Here is a 16,894-nt window from a genome sequence, read left to right as displayed (position 1 = left end):
CCAACGGCCTTTGCTCAATCAACCCAAGGGTAAAACGCGTGAATGCGATGTGCCCCTCAAAGGCTCAATAATTTATTGCATATCGGCTGATAATTGGTGCCCGTCAGGGCGCCAGCTTGAATCCCAGGTCAGTGCCCCATTTGTCAGTCTCGCGCAGCCACTTGGCCTCGCAAGCCAGGCAGCGGAAACGATCCTCGCGACTGCCCTCCCGCCCTCTTTGGGTAGAGTAAATAAAGCCCTGATGCCCCAACTCACCGTGGGGCTCTGTTCCCGGTACACCTGGCATGATTGCCTGGCACGCTGGACACATGATGCTCATGACCAATCTCTGAACGATAATTGGCAAATTGTAAGCGATTACACCAATTGTTGACGCCTCATTCGTGACTGGGATCAAGAGATCCTGGCCTAGCGACCGTTTTTGCGGCAAAAAACCCTCATTGTTCTAATGTTCCCATCGACAGCCGCCCCCAAAACGCGCACCAATCCGTTGCCCCTCAAGCTGTAGGCAATGCCGCGTAACAGGTGGCCAAATGATAAGGCGTTGACGAGGGCATATCCGCGCGTGCGAGCCCGCCGCTGCCGTCCAGGCATTCGCGCCAGCCCCCCGGATGCAGAAAGCGGCTCTGGAACTGCTGCAACTGCCGCGTCAACTCGACCCATTCCCCTGACGCCGCCAGATAGCGCGCATACTCGGCCTGCGCCCAGATGCGTTCCGTCGGATCCTTGATCCGGCCATCCTCGTACAACGCGGCGCACACACCAGCAGTCCTGACTGCTACCCCTTGCTCTCGTGCCCAGGTGCAACCGCGTGGCAGCGCCAGAGGCAGTTCCAGATCGGCAAACACGGCCGGCGCACTATTGAGCAAAACAAACCATTCAAACTGATGTCCGGGCTCGATATGATTGTCGTTTTTTCCGGCCGGTGCTTCAGTAATACACAACGTCGGCGCATGCAAAAAAGTATCCGCCACACTTTGCGCCACATTGCGCAACGTCTGTGCAAACCAGGCAGGCTCCGCCACGCGCGAAGCTGCCAGATAGGCTTCGGTCAAATGCATCACGGGATTTTGTGCCGGGCCCGCTAAAGCTTGTTGCCAATCGGCCGACATCGACGCGTGATAGCGGCCATCCTCGCGTCGAAACCGCGCTTCGATCTGTTGCGCCGTTTGCAGCATCGCTTGTCTGGCCTCGGCTCGGCGTGAGCGTTCGAAATACGCGGCGCATGCAAACACCACAAACGCGTGCGTATACAAATCCTGGGCATCGTCCAACGGCAGTCCGTCGGCATCGATGCTATAGCGCCATCCGCCATGCACGTCATCGCGAAAATGCCGCAGCAGCGCATCAAATAAACGATCCGCATGATGCGCATACGCAGCACCCGGGGCACATGCATAGACGTACAACTGACGCGCGCACGCCATCGCCCGATAGCGCTGCACGGGCAACGGCAATCCAGTATCGCCGGCCAATGCCTCGTAAGGCAGGTCCATGCGTTCGTTAAAACCGCGTCCTGCCCACAAGGGCAAAATCACATCATTGAAATGCTGCTGCAGCGCCCGAATGGTGCGTGCGAGGTCAGTAGGGACAGAAATAGCCATCGGAACATGGCGCGCAATCAGCGCGCGCCGAAAATGACGAAGTAACGACGATAACCCGAATCATGCTACCACCAGAACCGGCGTCGTTCCGACCTCATGCGGCGCGCGCGACCTGCATCAAGTTTTCACCTATCCCAAGTTAGCGAACGATGTTTTCTTCGACCCAGTTCTGGGCAAAGATCTCTGCGCGGTCACGCGCCTCATGCAATGAAGAACAAACACCCAGATAGGAAAAGGCGGCATCGACTTCGGTGCCTCCCTCAGCCGTTACCGTCAGCAGTACGCCGTACCCGCCGGTATCCATGGCTGCTGTGGATACGTCGATCAGCACTTCCTGGTCTTGATGCTGCATGGCTTCCTCCCAGTCGGTTATCCAAACGCGTGAATCCACGCGCAACAAAGAGCGGGATCCAATGCAGATGCAAGTTGGACACGTCTTTGTCACGCAAGTTCATCTTACCCACTAGTTGTCGGCTGCGATACTCAAACCATGTCGCAAACGTGACCAAATCCCCTGGGATATTCCCTAGTCCTGCAGCCGGAAAATGCAAAGCATTGCAAAGTGCACACGGGCACTATCCGAGATGAATTGCGCCCGGAGACTCCATGCGCAGCGCCAGACGCCCTTTGTCGGTCAGCACCAGTTGGCCCTGATCGGTTTCTTTTATGCAGAGCAGAATCAGCAGCCCCTCGGCGACATGTGACGGAATCTGATCTCGAGATACCCCCGCCGCCTCACCATCCGAGATGAATTGTAACCATTGGGCTAATTCGCCTTGTTGAACGTTGATACGGGGCATAACGGGTGTCCGAAGAGATATTGCAAAACCGGGGGCTACGATAGCATGCCGCCCGCTGTGCCGAGCCAGTGCTCGGCCACAATGCGTTGTTGCCTTTACGCCAAAAAAGGCCCCCACGCTGCGCCTTCGGCTTGCTGCCCCCCAAGGGGGCGTTTTTGTTTTGGGGCGGCCCGGCAACAAAAAATTTCCCGCGCTGGAAACAATTTAGTGCTTGCATCCGCAAAATCGCAGCGCTACATTGAATTCACCAAGTGTTCTGATACCCAATGCGTACGAGACTTGGTAGGAGCGCCCCAGACTCATCTCGAGCTGGGGCGCTCTTCATTGGGTTGACGCTACGGCCCTACTTTTGCCTGTGGGATAGGTCCCCGCAGCGTCCATCAACGCCGCATGCAAATCGCTGCTCGCCCGGGACTTCAGCGACGGGTTGCGAAATAACGCGATACTCGTAATCCGGCTGGACGCGATCGAACTCAAATCGACATTCAAAACCTGCACCAGATTCCACTCAATCAATTTGTCTGCCAGTGTCTGCGGCAACAGCGCGACATGGCGTTGATCTTTTAATAACTCAGCCACTAGCGGCATGGACGTCGTGCAAATCGGTGCCGCGCGCGGCCCATAGGGCTGTTGGCACAGCAAGTCGAACACGCTGCGTGTCTGCGTCCCTTGCGGCGCGACGATCCAGGCATATTCCGATAACGCGTCCACACTGACAGCAGGCTGCCGAGTCAATACATGCAAGGGGTTCGCGACCACGACCGCCCGATCATCCAACAAAGGGATGCATTCCAAATTAGCCGGACAATCATCGGTATACCGGCCCAAAACCAGATCCAGTTGTCCCGACACCAATTGCGGCAACAGGTTGTGGCTATAGTCCTCGTTGACCAACAGTTGCACTGCGGGATGACGGCGGCTGAAATCCGGCAAGATCGAACACAGAAACCGGGCCGCAGCCTCGATTGCGCCCAACCGCACGACAGCGGCCCCGTTTTCGCGCAATGCGACCACCGTCTCAGTCGAACGCCGTAATCCCATCAGACTGGATCGCGCAAACTCGATCACCAGCAATCCGTACGCATTGGGGCGCACGCCCCGGCTATGACGCTCAAACAGCTCCACGCCCAACAGGCTTTCGATCTCGCGAATTGCATGGGTGGCCGATGGCTGGGTCAGGTCCATGCTCTCTGCCGCAGCCTGGATACTACCCAACTCGGAAATCGCCACAAACAACTGCAGATGCCGCAGGCGCACACGCCCTAATAACCGGTTGTACAGCGCATGAGCGGTGTCGGTGCTGCCAGACATAGAAGAGCTTTATAGGTATCGAAAAATTGGACTATCTGGCCTGACGGCACCTGCGCATAATGCACCGCAACTAGCACTCTGACCTGCGGGACATCATACATGAGCCGTCGTAACGCCCTTCCATCCCTGACTCGCCGCAGCGCATTGGCTCTGCTGATGATGCCGGTGCTCAGTTCACCGGCAATTAGCGTAGCGCAATCCTTTCCCAGCCAGCCCATCACGATCATCGTGCCCTCGTCGGCGGGCGGGTCCGCCGACATCATTGCACGTGTCATTGCCGAGCCCCTGGCACAGAACCTGGGTACGCCCGTCATTGTTGAAAACAAGGCAGGCGCAGGTGGCGCTATTGGCATGAATGCTGTCGCCGCGGCTAAACCGGACGGACACACCATCGCAATCGGTACTGCCAGCACGCTGACCACCAACCCACTGATGAACAAGGCCGCCAAGGTCGACCCGCTCAAAGGCCTGGCGCCAATATCTCCCTTGGTGGCCATCCCGGGGGTATTCTAAGCCCTGTCCGCCATGATCTCTGAGAGCCTGGAGCGCAATCGCGGCATCATCGCGCAACGCGGTTTGACCTTCGACTGACCCTCGTTGACTGCCCCGCACCTCGCCTAGACCCCTACAGCGACATTTCCCCGGACCGCTCGATGACAACAGAACACGCTACGCCAAACCCATACACTCACATCGATAATGCACGGCTCATGGATGGGCGTATTGTCCGCCTGACCATGGATCAAGGCACCATCACGGCCATCGTGCCCATGGCCGGCTTGCCTCGCGACGCGTCCAACGATCAAGCGCTCGATCTGCAACAAGCGCTGCTGCTGCCTGCACTGATCGATGGTCACGTTCATCTGGACAAAACAATGCTGGGACTGCCCTGGCTGCCTCATGCCGCGGGCGCCGACAGAACCAGCCGTATCGACTATGACAAGAAAATCCTGCCTAATCTGCCTGTCTCGACACGCGAACGGGCCGGCAACTTGATCCAGCGTTGCGTGACGCATGGATCGGGTTTCCTGCGCAGCCATGTCGATATCGACACCGATTGCCGTTTAGATAGATTGCATGGCGTGCTGCAAGCCCGCGAAGACCACGCTCATCGTATCGACATCCAGCTCGTCGCCTTTCCGCAAAGCGGTGTCATCCGTGACCCTGGCACGCTCGATCTACTGGATCAGGCCATCCGGGCCGGCGCAGATCTCGTAGGCGGCATGGACCCCTGCAGTATTGATCGGGACCCGGCAGGTCAACTGAATGGCATTTTTGACATCGCGCAACGGCACAGCGTCGGCATCGATATTCATCTGCACGAGACCGGTGAGCTGGGTCTGTTCAGCCTGCAAGAAATCTGCCGTCGAGCAAAGGCGCTGGGAATGCGCCACCATGTCACGGTCAGCCACGGCTTTTGCCTGGGAACCATACCGGAAAGCAGCGCGCTGGCGGCCGCCGAGATGATGGCCGATGCCGGCGTCATGTTGGCCACCCATGGCGCAGCCAAATGGCCCTTGCCGCCGCTCGCGTTGTTGCGCAATCAGGGCGTAATCGTCTTTGCCGGCAACGATGGCATTCGTGACACCTGGACACCGTACGGGACGGGTGATGTTCTCGAGCGCGCAGCCCTCATTGGCTGGCGGGCTGATTACCGGTACGACGAGCAGATCGGCCATGCTTTTGAACTCGTCACCAGCGCTGCCGCGCAAGCGTTAGGCATCAATGACTACGGCATTGCCGTGGGCAATCGTGCCGATTTCTTTTCCGTGCCGGCAGAGAATCTGCAAGCCGCCGTGACAGGATTTCCGCCGCGCGGCTGGGTGATCAAAGCCGGGCGTGTAGTGGCTCACAATGGGCAGATAATGCCTTGATGCAGGCGTCTTCGTCGCGCTCGCGATCGCGCCAATCAAATCGGACTAATCCCACAGAAGGAGGCCCTCCAATCAGCCTGGCACGAGTCCTACTGAGCCCGCTCCCAGGCCTTGAAGATACGAGGCTTTGCCAACCTAAGGAATTTTTTCCATGCCCGGGGGATTCCGTTTGTCCGCCATTGAGACACGGCTCCCGTTGTCAGATCGCACAGACGCGCAACTTCACTGGTACCGCCCAGCGCGTCAATTAAGTCACCATCAGTCTTTTGTTCATTCATGTTTAAATTTTAGTTGACTAATAATATATAAGCAACCAAATCACAGCCAACTAAGATTTAATTTGTTTAGCCTACTAAGATGTTGCTGTTCAAAGACCGCATTCAAGCTGCCTTCAATGAGGAAAACCACCGCCGCAAAGCGGAGGAAGCACCGCGTCTGACAAAAACCGATTTGTGGAAGGCAGCCGGCATGACCTCTGCGGCTGCTACGTTCTGGTTTGACGGATCCAACGGTGCGGACATGGACACCTGCATGAAGATCGCACCTCTCATGCGCGTGAATGCAAAATGGCTGTTTGATGGCACAAAACCCAAAAATATAGACCCTCCCCCTTCTGTTGCCGACGATCACACACCGATCCGGTTCGTAGACGCCAAGGCGTCGGCCGGCAAAGGAAAACTCGTTTTTTCAGACGATATCGCCAAAACGCTGATGTTCCGGCGCGACTGGCTGGCGAAAAACGACGCCAGCCCTGAAGACACCCTCGCCTTTCACGTCGATGGCGCGTCCATGACGGACCTGCACATTGTCGACGGCGCCGTCGTTCTGGCAAATCAAAAAAAGACCGACCCTATATCCAAAAAAGTGTACGTACTGTGGCTCAACGGCCAGCTGTACGTCAAACAATTGGTCAAACAAAAAGGCGTCTGGTACGCCAGGTCCCACAACGCCAACCAGGCAGACGACTACCCCGATATCCAGATCGAACCCGACGACCGTATCGTCGGCAAGGTGTTTTGGTGCGGGTTCGGTTTGTAGGCCATCGGTTGTTCGATGCACTCGCGTGGTCGCCACTCTCATTGCGTTCATACATCTGTCTAACGAGTCACGCAAGATCGAAACCCGCTCACAAGGCGGCAGGACTAGTCTGATTCGTACCACGGCGAGTTAAGCATCTAGCCGCATTTCGATATCCGAAATCAATATTTGGATCCGTGAAAGCAGCCACTACACTTTTGCTGTCTGCACGCAGCAATGTGTTTGTTGCGGCTCTATCCAAAATCGGAAATCGACATGAATCATCCTGCCCCGGCCGTATCCAGAGCGCGCCGCAATGCTCTCGTAAAACTTGGTTCGCTTGCCCTGGCAGGCACTGGCGTGGGCTTGCTGGGCGCGCCTGCGATCGTCCGCGCCGCGGGTGACAAGGTCACGTTCAAATACCCGTTGAACCCCACTTTCGACCTGATCTATCTGGCCGAAGACCTGGGCTATTTCGAAGGCACCAATACGCGACCGAATTACATCGGCCGAGTGTCATCGCCACAAATTATCCCGCTCACAAGTATCGGCGAAATCGACTTCGGTTCCCGCATGGTTCCGCTGGTGATTTCAGCGGTCGCCGCCGGCGGCGATATCAAAGTCGTCGCGGCAGGAGGCAAGACGCTGGAGGAAGCCCCGCACATGAAGTATTTCGTGCGCAAGGACAGCGGCATCAGCAAACCCAAAGACCTCGAGGGCAAGACCATTGGCTTTAACAGCTATGGCGCCTGCGCTGAATTCGTGACGAAAACCTGGTTGCGCCAACAGGGCGTGGACGTCAACAAGGTCAGTTTCGTCGTCATCCCTGATGACAAGGCCGAACAGACATTGGTCTCGGGCAACACGGATCTGGCAATCATTCATGCCCCATTCTCGGGCCGCGCGGATCATGCGCCAGAATTGACGCGTCTGTGGAGCGACTACGATCTCGATAAAGGGCTGGGCGGGATGGCCCCCTACAGCGCTCACGGCAAGTTCATCCGTGAACATCCCGAAGCCGTGCGTGATGTGGTGACGGCCATCGCCAAAGCGGCGAATTGGGTCAACGCCAATCCCGAAGAAGCGCGCAAGCTCGTCTCCAAACGCATCAACCTGCAATTGGAATTTGTTGACCGCTATGCCTATGTCGAAGATCTGGTGATCACCGAGCCGCCCATCCAATACTACATCGACGTGCTCGAACGCGAAGGCAAGCTGGCCAAGGGCAAGGTATCGACCAAAGACATCTATACCAACGAATTCAACCCTTATGCCAAAGCAGCCTGACGCCATGACGCAGAAGATCGCCGCCCGCGGCGTCTCCAAAGACTATGCAATACGGGGTGAAGACGGCAAACCCGCTGTCATCAGCGTACTGCGCGATTTCAATCTGGACATTCGTGAAGGCGAGTTCATCTCGATCCTCGGCCCATCGGGCTGCGGCAAGTCTACCTTTCTCAGTATCCTGGCCGGGCTCACCGGGCGCAGCGGCGGCAGCATCGCCATCAACGGCCAGGAACTGAAAGGCATCAATCCGAACCAAGGCGTCGTGTTCCAAGGCTATGCGCTTTTCCCCTGGTTGACGGTCCTGGGCAATATCGAGGTTGGCCTGGAGATACGCGGTTTGCCAAAGGCAGAGCGGCGCGACATCGCGCAGCAATACCTGCAGTTGGTAGGCCTGGATGGCTTTGGCAGCCGCTACCCGCATGAGATCTCCGGGGGCATGAAGCAACGCGTCGCCATTGCTCGATCGCTGGCTTATAAGCCCGATGTGCTGCTCATGGACGAGCCCTTTGCCGCGCTGGACGCGCAGACTCGTGAAATCCTGCAATACGAGTTGCTGAACATATGGGAAAAGTACAAGAAGACGATCGTGTTCATCACCCACAGCCTGGACGAGGCGATCTTTCTATCGGACCGCATTGCAGTGATGACCAAACGCCCTGGCACCATCAAGGAAATCATTGATGTGCCCTTGCCTCGCCCACGCAATCCCGAGTTACGTAATACAGAGGCCTTCGTACATTTACGCCAACGCGCCTGGGATATCCTCAAGGACGAAGTGCAGTTTCTCAATCCCGCCACCACGCCACGCCCATTGGGTGCCACTGCCAGCCCCGCCGAACGCGGCGTTCAGGCGGAAACTGCGGGAGCGGTGTCATGAGCCGCAGCAACGCGCGCAGCCGCCTGCGGGACCATACGCTGGGCCTGACAGGCATCGTCGGGTTTCTCGTGCTGTGGGAAGCCCTGCCTCGTCTGGGGTTGGTAAGCGAAGCCTATCTCAGCCCGCCATCTCAAGTGGTCGCAGCCATCGCCCAGCTATTCGCTGACGATCAATTGTTCAAGCACATATGGGCCAGCCTGCAGCGTTCGCTTTGGGGACTGCTCCTGGCTGTCGCATCAGGTGTGTTGCTGGGCCTGCTGATGGGGCGCCTGCCGCGCCTCGAACGCGTATTGGACCCTATCCTTCAGCTCTTTCGCCAGACCTCGGCATTGGCACTGTTCCCGGTGTTCATTCTGTTTTTCGGCATCGGCGAAGTCTCGAAGGTCGCCATTATTTTCTGGGCATCATTCTGGCCGGTCTTGCTCAACACTATTGGCGGCGTCAGGCAGGTGGATCCACTGCTGATCAACTCCGCTCGGTCCATGGGTGCATCCAGCACATTTGTATTTCGCAAGGTGATTCTGCCGGCAGCGGCGCCGTCGATTTTCACCGGTGTCAGGCTGGCGGGCACCTATTGCATCACAGCGCTGGTAGCCGCCGAGATGATCGGCGCAAGATCGGGGCTGGGCTTTCTCACACTGAATTCGCAGGAAGTTTTCCAGATCCCTTCGATGTACGCGGGCATTCTGCTGCTGGCTTTGCTGGGCCTGGTGCTGAACTACGTGCTTTCGCTGGTCGAGCGCTGGAGCTTGCGTTGGCGGCAGACGTTGTCGCCGCAGCATTAAAAGGACTTGCCATGGCTTTCGGCTCTCGCGAGCGGCGCGTAGGCATCGCTGTTGTGGCTGTGGCAGGCGCAGCCATATTACTGGGACTCGCCTCGCTGGCACCGTCGCCTTCAATTGCGGAAAGCCTGCTCTCCCGGGCTCGCCTATGGATGGAGGCCGCAACACCTGCGCCCGATTGGGCCACCCTGCCCCGGGGACCTGTCCTGCAGCAGGCGGCACAACGTGGCGCTCTCGTCGTTGCGGTACGAGCCTATCGCCGGCCTGCGCCACCTGGCTCCGCTACCCCTGCCGAACCCGATAACTACGACGCGGCCTTGGCACAGTACATCGGCCGTACGCTGGGAGTACCAGTCACAATCATCGGCCTGCCCACACCGGACGAATCGCCTGATGCGCCAGGCAATCCCGCCGCCGTACAAGCTGATCTCATCATCGGCGGCTCGCGCTACGGTATTCCCATCGCAGGTGACGAACCGGCGCACTCTGCCAATCAATCGGTAGCTACTGCATATGCCAGCGGGCACGCGATGCTGGTCAGCCTGCGCGCCGCTACGTTGGACCAGCCCGCCGGACACCGTGTGTGCCTGCAGCAAGGCAGCCCATACGCCCATGACCTCGTCAACGTATATCGTGCGAAACCCGTTGCCTATGCTTCCAGCGTTCACGCAGCCTATGCATTCATGAGCGGCGAATGCGAGATCCTGGCCGAGGACGATGCGGTGCTCAAGCGCCTGATGGAGCGCGACGATTGGCGCTTTTACAAGCCGCTGCCCGTTGCGGTGCAGACCGGATCCGAACCGCAGATCCTCTTGTCCCGCCCTGATGCCGCATCAGCGCATTATCTGGACAAGGTTGTTCGCCGTTGGCTGGCCAGCGGCGAACAACAAAAAGCCCGCGAACTGCGAGCCGGGGAAGTGAATTTCGAAGTCGCGACACTGCGTGACGGACTGGTTTGCCACGGTTGATGAGCCGTTCCCCTGCGCGCAGACTTCTACCGCAACCAGTAACAAATATAGCGACATGTACACGTTTAGACGTAGGCGCGGGTCCAGTGATCGGAAATAATGGATTCTTATCACTATCTAGGCTCTTACCTCTATGCGTTTACCGCCTCTGCGTCCCATTTCCACCCGATATTCGTTACTCGCTGGGCGGGCGGGCTTGCTGGCCTCTGTCGTGTTGCTGGCGGCCTGCGCCCCCACCCCGACCATCGACGAGCGCGACTCTTTTACGCAGGAAAACACCTATTCCCATAGCTTTGCAGGCACTTCCAGCCAAGCTGCCTGCGAAGCCGGACGGCGTGCGCTGCTAGGCCAGGGCTACATCATCGACAAGGCTGAACCCAATCAAGTCAGTGGGCACAAAAACTACCAGGATCAGGAAAACGACAATCAACACGGACAGATTCTGTTCAACGTCAATTGCACGGCGAGCGGCTCGGGCGAGGCCACGGTGTACGCCAACGCGCTGCGTGAGCTGTATACGATGAAGCGGTCCAGCAATTCGGCCAGCGTAGGCCTGAGCGTGCTGGGTTCGGTGTCCATGCCGCTGGGCGCCAGCGACGATTCGCTGGTGAAGACCTCCAGCGAAACCATCTCGCGTGGCGTGTTCTATGAAGGATTCTTTCAACAATTGGAACAGAATCTGACGTCAGCAAAAGCTGCAATCGATTCAGGTACGACGCCAGGACAGAATCCGAAAGCGGCTGGTGCAGCTGCGAAACAGCAGGTAGAGAAACCGGGTCTACGGGTTACCCCACCCCAAACAGCCCCAGCGCAAACGAACGCCCCCACTCCCGCACAGCCGGCAAAACCGGCGGTCTCGACGTCGCCCACATCATCGCCATCGGCTACAACACCTGCCGATACCAATACCGTCCAACCGGCTCAATCCGGTGCAACCAGCAGCCCGTCTGCGCAGCCTGCACCCACGGACTCTTCGACGGCTCCGGCGTCGGGCAATAGCAGTGACAATTGACCACACTCACATGTGATCGTTGCGCACGTCCAAGGCGTCGCGCAATCCGTCGCCAATGAAGTTGAAGCTGGTGACAGCCATCGTGATCATTAGACCCGGCACGATGGCCAGCCAAGGCGCACTCGCCAGATATTGTTGCGCGCCGTTCAGCATGTTGCCCCAACTGGGCAATGGCGGTTGGATCCCGTAGCCGAGAAAACTGACATAGGCTTCAAGCAGGATCGCACGCGCTACGGTGAGCGTCGCGGCCACAATAATCGGCCCCACGACATTGGGCAGGATCTCGCGAAACATGATGTGCGTACCGCTCAACCCCAGCATCCGCCCTGCCTGCACGAATTCCCGCTCACGCAGCGAACGCACTTCGGCTTCGACAATGCGTGCAACTTCCATCCAACTGGTGATTGCGATGATCACCGTGATCATGGTCGGGCTGGGCTTTAACAACGCGGCGAGCGCCAGCACGAGAAAGATCGAGGGAAATGCCAAGAAAGCATCGACCATCCGCATCAACGCGGCCCCTACCCGGCCGCCACGATAGCCTGCGATCACGCCCACCGCGGTGCCGATAATCGTAGACAGCACCATCGCAGAAAATCCCACCAGCAGCGAGATTCGTCCTGCCTCCAACAAACGGGCCGTCTGGTCGCGCCCCAAGGGGTCGGTGCCCAGAAAATGCAGCCCCGAAAAAGGCGGTGCGAAACGCGCGCGCAGATCGACATAGAGCGAGTCATACGGCAACAGCAAAGGCCCCACGATGCAGGCCAAGACCAACACCGTGATCATCACCATGCCCACCAACGCCAGCCGGTGACGAACGAACCTGCGCACGGCGCGGCTCTGCCACCAATGGGTACGGTCTGAGAGGACTGCGATAGTAGTCATGACAAGGTCCTGAGCGGAGGGGTTCAGCTAAGCCGGATACGCGGATCAACCGTCGCCACAATAATGTCGGCAATGAGGTTTCCGAGCAGCGTCAAAAAGGCGGATAGCATCAGCAGCCCCATGATGACCGGATAATCGCTATAACCGAGACTATCGAGAAACAAGCGCCCCATACCGGGCCAGGTAAACACCGTCTCAGTCACCAACGCGCCTCCCAGAATCGTGGGCAATTGCATCCCCGCCAATGTGATCATGGGAAGCAAGGCATTGCCCACCACATGCTTCATCAGAACGCGGCGCTCCGGCACGCCCTTGGCCCGAGCGGTTTTAATGAAATCCTGATTGATCACGTCCAGCGTGGCCGATCGCATGTAGCGGCTCCAGGTGGCGACATGCACCAGGGACAGCACGAGGCTCGGCAACACCAGGTGATGCAGGTAATTCAACCACGACTGATCTCCGATGGTGTACATATTGCCCGCGGGCACCCATCCGAGTTTCAGCGAGAAAAGGTAGATCCCGACCAAGCCAAACCAAAAGGTCGGGATAGACAATGCCACCATGGCGCCAATGGTCGCGACATAGTCAAAACCCGAATAGCGGTGCGTCGCCCCGCGGATGCCAATCCATGTGCCAATGGCAATGGAAATGGCGGTCGACGTTCCCATCAGCAGCAGCGTCGCGGGCAGATGTCGCCCAATGACTTGCAGGACCGGGGTGCCGTCGCGATAAGACCGCCCCCAGTCGCCCTGCAGCATCTGCCAGGCCCAATCGAGATACCGCAGCGGCAAAGGCTGATCCAGGCCCAACTGGCGCGTCAGGCGATCGATATCCGCCTGCGTCATACTCGCATCCAGCGCGAATTGCGACAGCGGGCCACCGGGAATCATATTCAGCACCCCAAAGCCGATGATCGACACGATCAACAGCAAAATGATGCTTTGCCACAAACGATTAAGCAGAAATCCGGCCATTCATCCCTCACGACGGATTACAAACGAGTCACCACCGGGGTCTCATCACGCCCCGCGAAACCACGCGGCCGCATGCCAGGATTCGGTACGCGTATTGCTATTGCTGGCCGTACCCTGGATGTCGGATTTCCGTCCTCGGACCACGTTTTCGGAAAAGAGCGGTAGAAAAGGCAGATCGGCACGCACTTGCGCCTGGATTTCCTGGTAGATCTCGATGCGGCGCTTCTGGTCAAAGGTGCGCGCGCCTTCTTCCAGCAATTTGTCTACGCGCGGATTACTGTATTGCGCCGTATTGGAGCCGCGCCCGCCCTTGGCGCGAATCGCACCCGTATGGAACCGGTTGAATACATCGGGATCGGAACCCACTAGATAATTGATTCCCACCACGACGGAGTCGTATTGCGACAGCGTCCAGAAATCGCCCCAGATCACAGCCGCCGGCAGATTCGAGATTTTCATCTCGATGCCGATTTCCTTCATGGTCTGCTGGACGAACTGCTGCAGTTGTTCGCGCAGGTGATTGCCCGAGGTGGTGGAGCAACTGAAGGCGAGCCGTACGCCGTTCTTGGCACGGATGCCATCCGAGCCTTTTACCCAACCCGCATCATCGAGCAGCTTGCGTGCCTTATCGAGACTGAATTCGTGTTTGGGCAGATCATGGTTGTAGTAGACCGAGCCGCGCGGCATATAAGACTCGACGGGCTCGGGCAAGCCATAGTACAGCGCGTCGATGATCGCTTGTTTGTCGATGGCGGCATAGATCGCCTGGCGAACGGCGAGCTCCTTGAATACCGGACGTTCCAGATTCAGATAGATCTGCTCAACGGTGGGCGCCGGTTGCAATTCAACGACCCGGTTCTTCAGCGTCTTGGCCTCTGCGTAGTTGTCGGGCGTGATGTATTGACGTCCCACCAGATCAATATCGCCACTCTTGAACTGCGTATACAGCACTGTCAGATCGGGAATGTATTTGAATACCAGTTGTTCGATGTAGGGCCCTTCGCCGTGGTAGTTGGCATTAGCGACCAACTCGACATGATCGCCCGCGACGCGGCGGCCCCATTTGAACGCGCCGGTGCCGATCGGGGCTTGGTTGAACGCCGCGGTGTTCTTGTCGGCCTCTTTCTCCAGCACATGCTTGGGAACGATAAACGTCTCCGTCAGGAACGACATATACGGAGCGAAAGGCTCTTTCATCTTCCAGGTCAATTCGGTCGGAGAAACGACGGTAATGTCCTGAACGAGATTGTGCCCGGCGGTGCGCCAACTGCGGAACTTCGGATCGACGATCAGCTCGAGCGTGAACTTCACATCCTCGGCCGTCATGGGCGTGCCGTCATGCCACTTCACATCGTCGCGCAGCTTCACGCGCCATTGCAGACCATCAGCAGACAGCCCACCGTTTTCCTGGGTCGGTACCTCTGTTGCGAGGTTGGGCACAATCGAACCATCCGGCATAGTGCGAAACAGCGCATCGAACACCGAAAAATGCAGACCATCATCGACTTCGATCTTCAACATCAACGGATTGAACACCGTTGGCTCTTGCGACAGGCCCACGATGACTCGCCCTGTTGGCGCGGCGGGCGGCGTCTGGGCAAAAGCAGGCTTGCCCAGCAGATTCGTTGCAAACAAACCCGTCGCACCGGCAAGCCCCATCAGTTTCAATGCGGAACGGCGGCTCATCGAGGTGGTTGTGTCAGTCATGGGAGATCCTCCGTGGGAATACGGCATGGTTAGCGCTGAAGTCTTCAGTTGACGGCTCCCGCTGGCCCGGCTCCTGGCCCGGGATGGCAGCCACCAACTCGCGGGTATAGGCAGATTGGGGATTGAGAAAGATCTGCGAGGGTGGTCCCATCTCGACGATCTTGCCTCTCTGCATCACAACAATCTCGTCGCAAATCTGACTGGCGACGCGCAAATCATGGGTGATGAAAACCATCGATACGCCCGTCTCGCGTTGCACTTGATCGAGCAACATCAGGATTTGCGCCTGAATCGACACATCGAGTGCTGAAACCGACTCATCGGCCACCAGCAGCTTGGGCTTGAACATCAACGCTCGAGCGATGCCGATACGCTGACGCTGCCCACCAGAAAACTCATGCGGATAGCGCTCGAAAGCCCCCGCATCCAGGCCTACGTGCGACAACAGCGCTTTCGCTTGTTCGCGGGCCTGCGCGACGGGCATGCCATACGCGACCGGCCCGACGGTCAGGATGTGTGCAATGGTCGAGCGCGGATTCAGCGACGCGAAGGGATCCTGAAAAATCATCTGGATCTTTGGACGCATCGCACGGAATTTGTCCTCGCTCATCGGGGCGATATCGGTGCTCTCAAAGAAGATCCGGCCGCTATCGCTGTCCATCAGCTTGATCAGCAGCCGTCCAAGCGACGTTTTCCCCGAACCGCTTTCTCCCACGACGCCAAGCGTGCGACCGGGTTTCAGTTCAAAAGAGACATCGTCGACGGCCTTGACGATGCGCTCACTGCGCAGCAGGCGGCTGCCGCTGCGATAGGTCTTGACCAGATTTTCGACTTTCAGAATCGGCGTTTCGGTCGTTCGCGACAGCACGCGGTCGGTACCGGTCAAATGCGGGACGGCTGCGATCAGACGCTGCGTATAGGGATGCTCCGGAGTCCTCAGTACCCGGTCGGCAGGCCCTTGCTCGACGATCTTTCCCTTTTCCATCACCACCACGCTATCGGCGATCTCCGCGACCACGCCGAAGTCATGGGTGATGAACATCACACTCATCCCTTTGCGACGCTGGATATCTCGGATCAGGTCCAGGATCTGCGCCTGCGTGGTCACGTCGAGTGCGGTCGTCGGCTCGTCCGCGATCAGGATGGTGGGCTCCAGTGCCAGCGCGATCGCGATCATCACCCGTTGCCGTTGTCCGCCGGACAAGCGGAACGGATACTGGTGATACATCAACGCTGGGTCCGGCAAACCAACCTCGGTCAACAGCTTGAGGGCGCGCTCCTTCCGACTATCTGCGGTGCCCACACCGTGCGCCATCAACGCTTCGGTAATTTGCTCGCCTACCGTCATCAAGGGATTCAATGCCGACAGCGGATCCTGAAAGATCATGGAAACCACACGGCCACGCAAGTCGCGTAAACGCTCGGATGCGGCACCGATGATCTCGGTATCTCCCAACCGGATCGAACCCTCAGTGACACGAATCACTCTGGGCAGCAAGCCCATGATGGCATTGGCTGTCACCGATTTACCCGAGCCCGATTCCCCGATGATGCAGAGGATCTGCCCTTTCAGTAGATCGAATGAAATGCCGTCGACGGCGTGGGCACGCTCCATGCCAGCCGGCAGACTGACGGTCAGATTGCGCACTGCAAGTGTCGACTCAGAGGCTGCTGTACTGCTTGCCGGTATCGAAGCCACAAATCCCCCTACCTGTAATGATAGTGATGGCGTGCGAGCAAAAATTTAGGATATATTGAAAATCTGGCAGATATCTTCATTATCTTGCTAGACGCTC

At 57.9% G+C, this 16,894-nt stretch carries 17 protein-coding genes; 8 read left to right on the top strand and 9 right to left on the bottom strand.

Features of this window, described 5'->3' with window-relative positions; all coding sequences use genetic code 11:
• Positions 1–103: 103 nt before the first annotated feature.
• The 5 genes from ACYVI2_RS11615 to ACYVI2_RS11595 form a co-directional block, all read right to left on the bottom strand.
• Positions 104–319 (bottom strand): hypothetical protein, encoded by a 216-nt coding sequence (locus ACYVI2_RS11615; RefSeq protein ID WP_415820699.1) that lies wholly within the window; start codon positions 317–319, stop codon positions 104–106.
• 178 nt (positions 320–497) lie between these two features.
• Entirely contained in the window at positions 498–1,604 is a 1,107-nt protein-coding gene (locus tag ACYVI2_RS11610) for an AGE family epimerase/isomerase (RefSeq protein WP_415820698.1), read from the bottom strand.
• A 139-nt stretch (positions 1,605–1,743) separates the two neighbouring features.
• A complete protein-coding gene (locus tag ACYVI2_RS11605; RefSeq protein ID WP_094821683.1) occupies positions 1,744–1,956 on the bottom strand; it encodes a hypothetical protein in 213 nt (70 codons plus the stop codon).
• Positions 1,957–2,179: 223 nt separating this feature from the next.
• Positions 2,180–2,404: a hypothetical protein gene (locus ACYVI2_RS11600; RefSeq protein ID WP_415820697.1), complete on the bottom strand. Its 225-nt coding sequence runs from the start codon at positions 2,402–2,404 to the stop codon at positions 2,180–2,182.
• 321 nt (positions 2,405–2,725) lie between these two features.
• Complete coding sequence (locus ACYVI2_RS11595; RefSeq protein ID WP_415820696.1) at positions 2,726–3,715, bottom strand: LysR substrate-binding domain-containing protein; 990 nt, start codon at positions 3,713–3,715, stop codon at positions 2,726–2,728.
• 99 nt (positions 3,716–3,814) lie between these two features.
• Between ACYVI2_RS11595 and ACYVI2_RS11590 the strand changes: the two genes are divergently transcribed.
• The 8 genes from ACYVI2_RS11590 (at position 3,815) to ACYVI2_RS11555 (ending at position 11,532) form a co-directional block, all read left to right on the top strand.
• Positions 3,815–4,228 carry a Bug family tripartite tricarboxylate transporter substrate binding protein gene (locus ACYVI2_RS11590; RefSeq protein WP_415820695.1) on the top strand — a complete coding sequence of 138 codons (414 nt, stop codon included), beginning with the start codon at positions 3,815–3,817 and terminating at the stop codon, positions 4,226–4,228.
• Positions 4,229–4,368: 140 nt separating this feature from the next.
• Positions 4,369–5,589, top strand: coding sequence for an amidohydrolase (locus tag ACYVI2_RS11585; RefSeq protein WP_415820694.1), 1,221 nt, complete (start codon positions 4,369–4,371; stop codon positions 5,587–5,589).
• Positions 5,590–5,946: 357 nt separating this feature from the next.
• The gene (locus ACYVI2_RS11580; protein WP_415820693.1) at positions 5,947–6,627 is read left to right on the top strand and encodes a S24 family peptidase; all 681 of its coding nucleotides are present in this window, start codon (positions 5,947–5,949) and stop codon (positions 6,625–6,627) included.
• Positions 6,628–6,882: 255 nt separating this feature from the next.
• Entirely contained in the window at positions 6,883–7,893 is a 1,011-nt protein-coding gene (locus tag ACYVI2_RS11575) for an ABC transporter substrate-binding protein (protein ID WP_415820692.1), read from the top strand.
• Positions 7,894–7,897: 4 nt separating this feature from the next.
• Complete coding sequence (locus ACYVI2_RS11570) at positions 7,898–8,770, top strand: ABC transporter ATP-binding protein (protein WP_415820691.1); 873 nt, start codon at positions 7,898–7,900, stop codon at positions 8,768–8,770.
• A complete protein-coding gene (locus ACYVI2_RS11565; RefSeq protein ID WP_415820690.1) occupies positions 8,767–9,555 on the top strand; it encodes an ABC transporter permease in 789 nt (262 codons plus the stop codon). The genes ACYVI2_RS11570 and ACYVI2_RS11565 overlap by 4 nt, the downstream gene beginning before the upstream one ends.
• 11 nt (positions 9,556–9,566) lie before the next feature.
• Entirely contained in the window at positions 9,567–10,520 is a 954-nt protein-coding gene (locus ACYVI2_RS11560; protein WP_415820688.1) for a substrate-binding periplasmic protein, read from the top strand.
• A gap of 133 nt (positions 10,521–10,653) precedes the next feature.
• Entirely contained in the window at positions 10,654–11,532 is an 879-nt protein-coding gene (locus ACYVI2_RS11555) for a DUF2242 domain-containing protein (protein WP_415820686.1), read from the top strand.
• A 6-nt stretch (positions 11,533–11,538) separates the two neighbouring features.
• Here the strand turns inward: ACYVI2_RS11555 and ACYVI2_RS11550 are convergent, their stop codons facing one another.
• Genes ACYVI2_RS11550 through ACYVI2_RS11535 form a run of 4 tightly spaced genes read right to left on the bottom strand, consistent with a single transcriptional unit; the run spans position 11,539 to position 16,746 of the window.
• A complete protein-coding gene (locus tag ACYVI2_RS11550) occupies positions 11,539–12,417 on the bottom strand; it encodes an ABC transporter permease (RefSeq protein WP_415820685.1) in 879 nt (292 codons plus the stop codon).
• A gap of 23 nt (positions 12,418–12,440) precedes the next feature.
• On the bottom strand, positions 12,441–13,391 hold the full coding sequence (locus tag ACYVI2_RS11545) for an ABC transporter permease (protein WP_415820684.1): 951 nt from the start codon (positions 13,389–13,391) through the stop codon (positions 12,441–12,443).
• A 45-nt stretch (positions 13,392–13,436) separates the two neighbouring features.
• The gene (locus ACYVI2_RS11540) at positions 13,437–15,098 is read right to left on the bottom strand and encodes a peptide ABC transporter substrate-binding protein (protein ID WP_415820683.1); all 1,662 of its coding nucleotides are present in this window, start codon (positions 15,096–15,098) and stop codon (positions 13,437–13,439) included.
• Entirely contained in the window at positions 15,091–16,746 is a 1,656-nt protein-coding gene (locus ACYVI2_RS11535) for an ABC transporter ATP-binding protein (RefSeq protein WP_415820682.1), read from the bottom strand. The genes ACYVI2_RS11540 and ACYVI2_RS11535 overlap by 8 nt, the downstream gene beginning before the upstream one ends.
• Positions 16,747–16,894 lie beyond the last annotated feature (148 nt).

Source organism: Bordetella tumbae, from assembly GCF_054780995.1.
The sequence above is the reverse complement of the archived record's forward strand: the minus strand, read 5'-3'. Positions and strand labels throughout refer to the sequence as shown.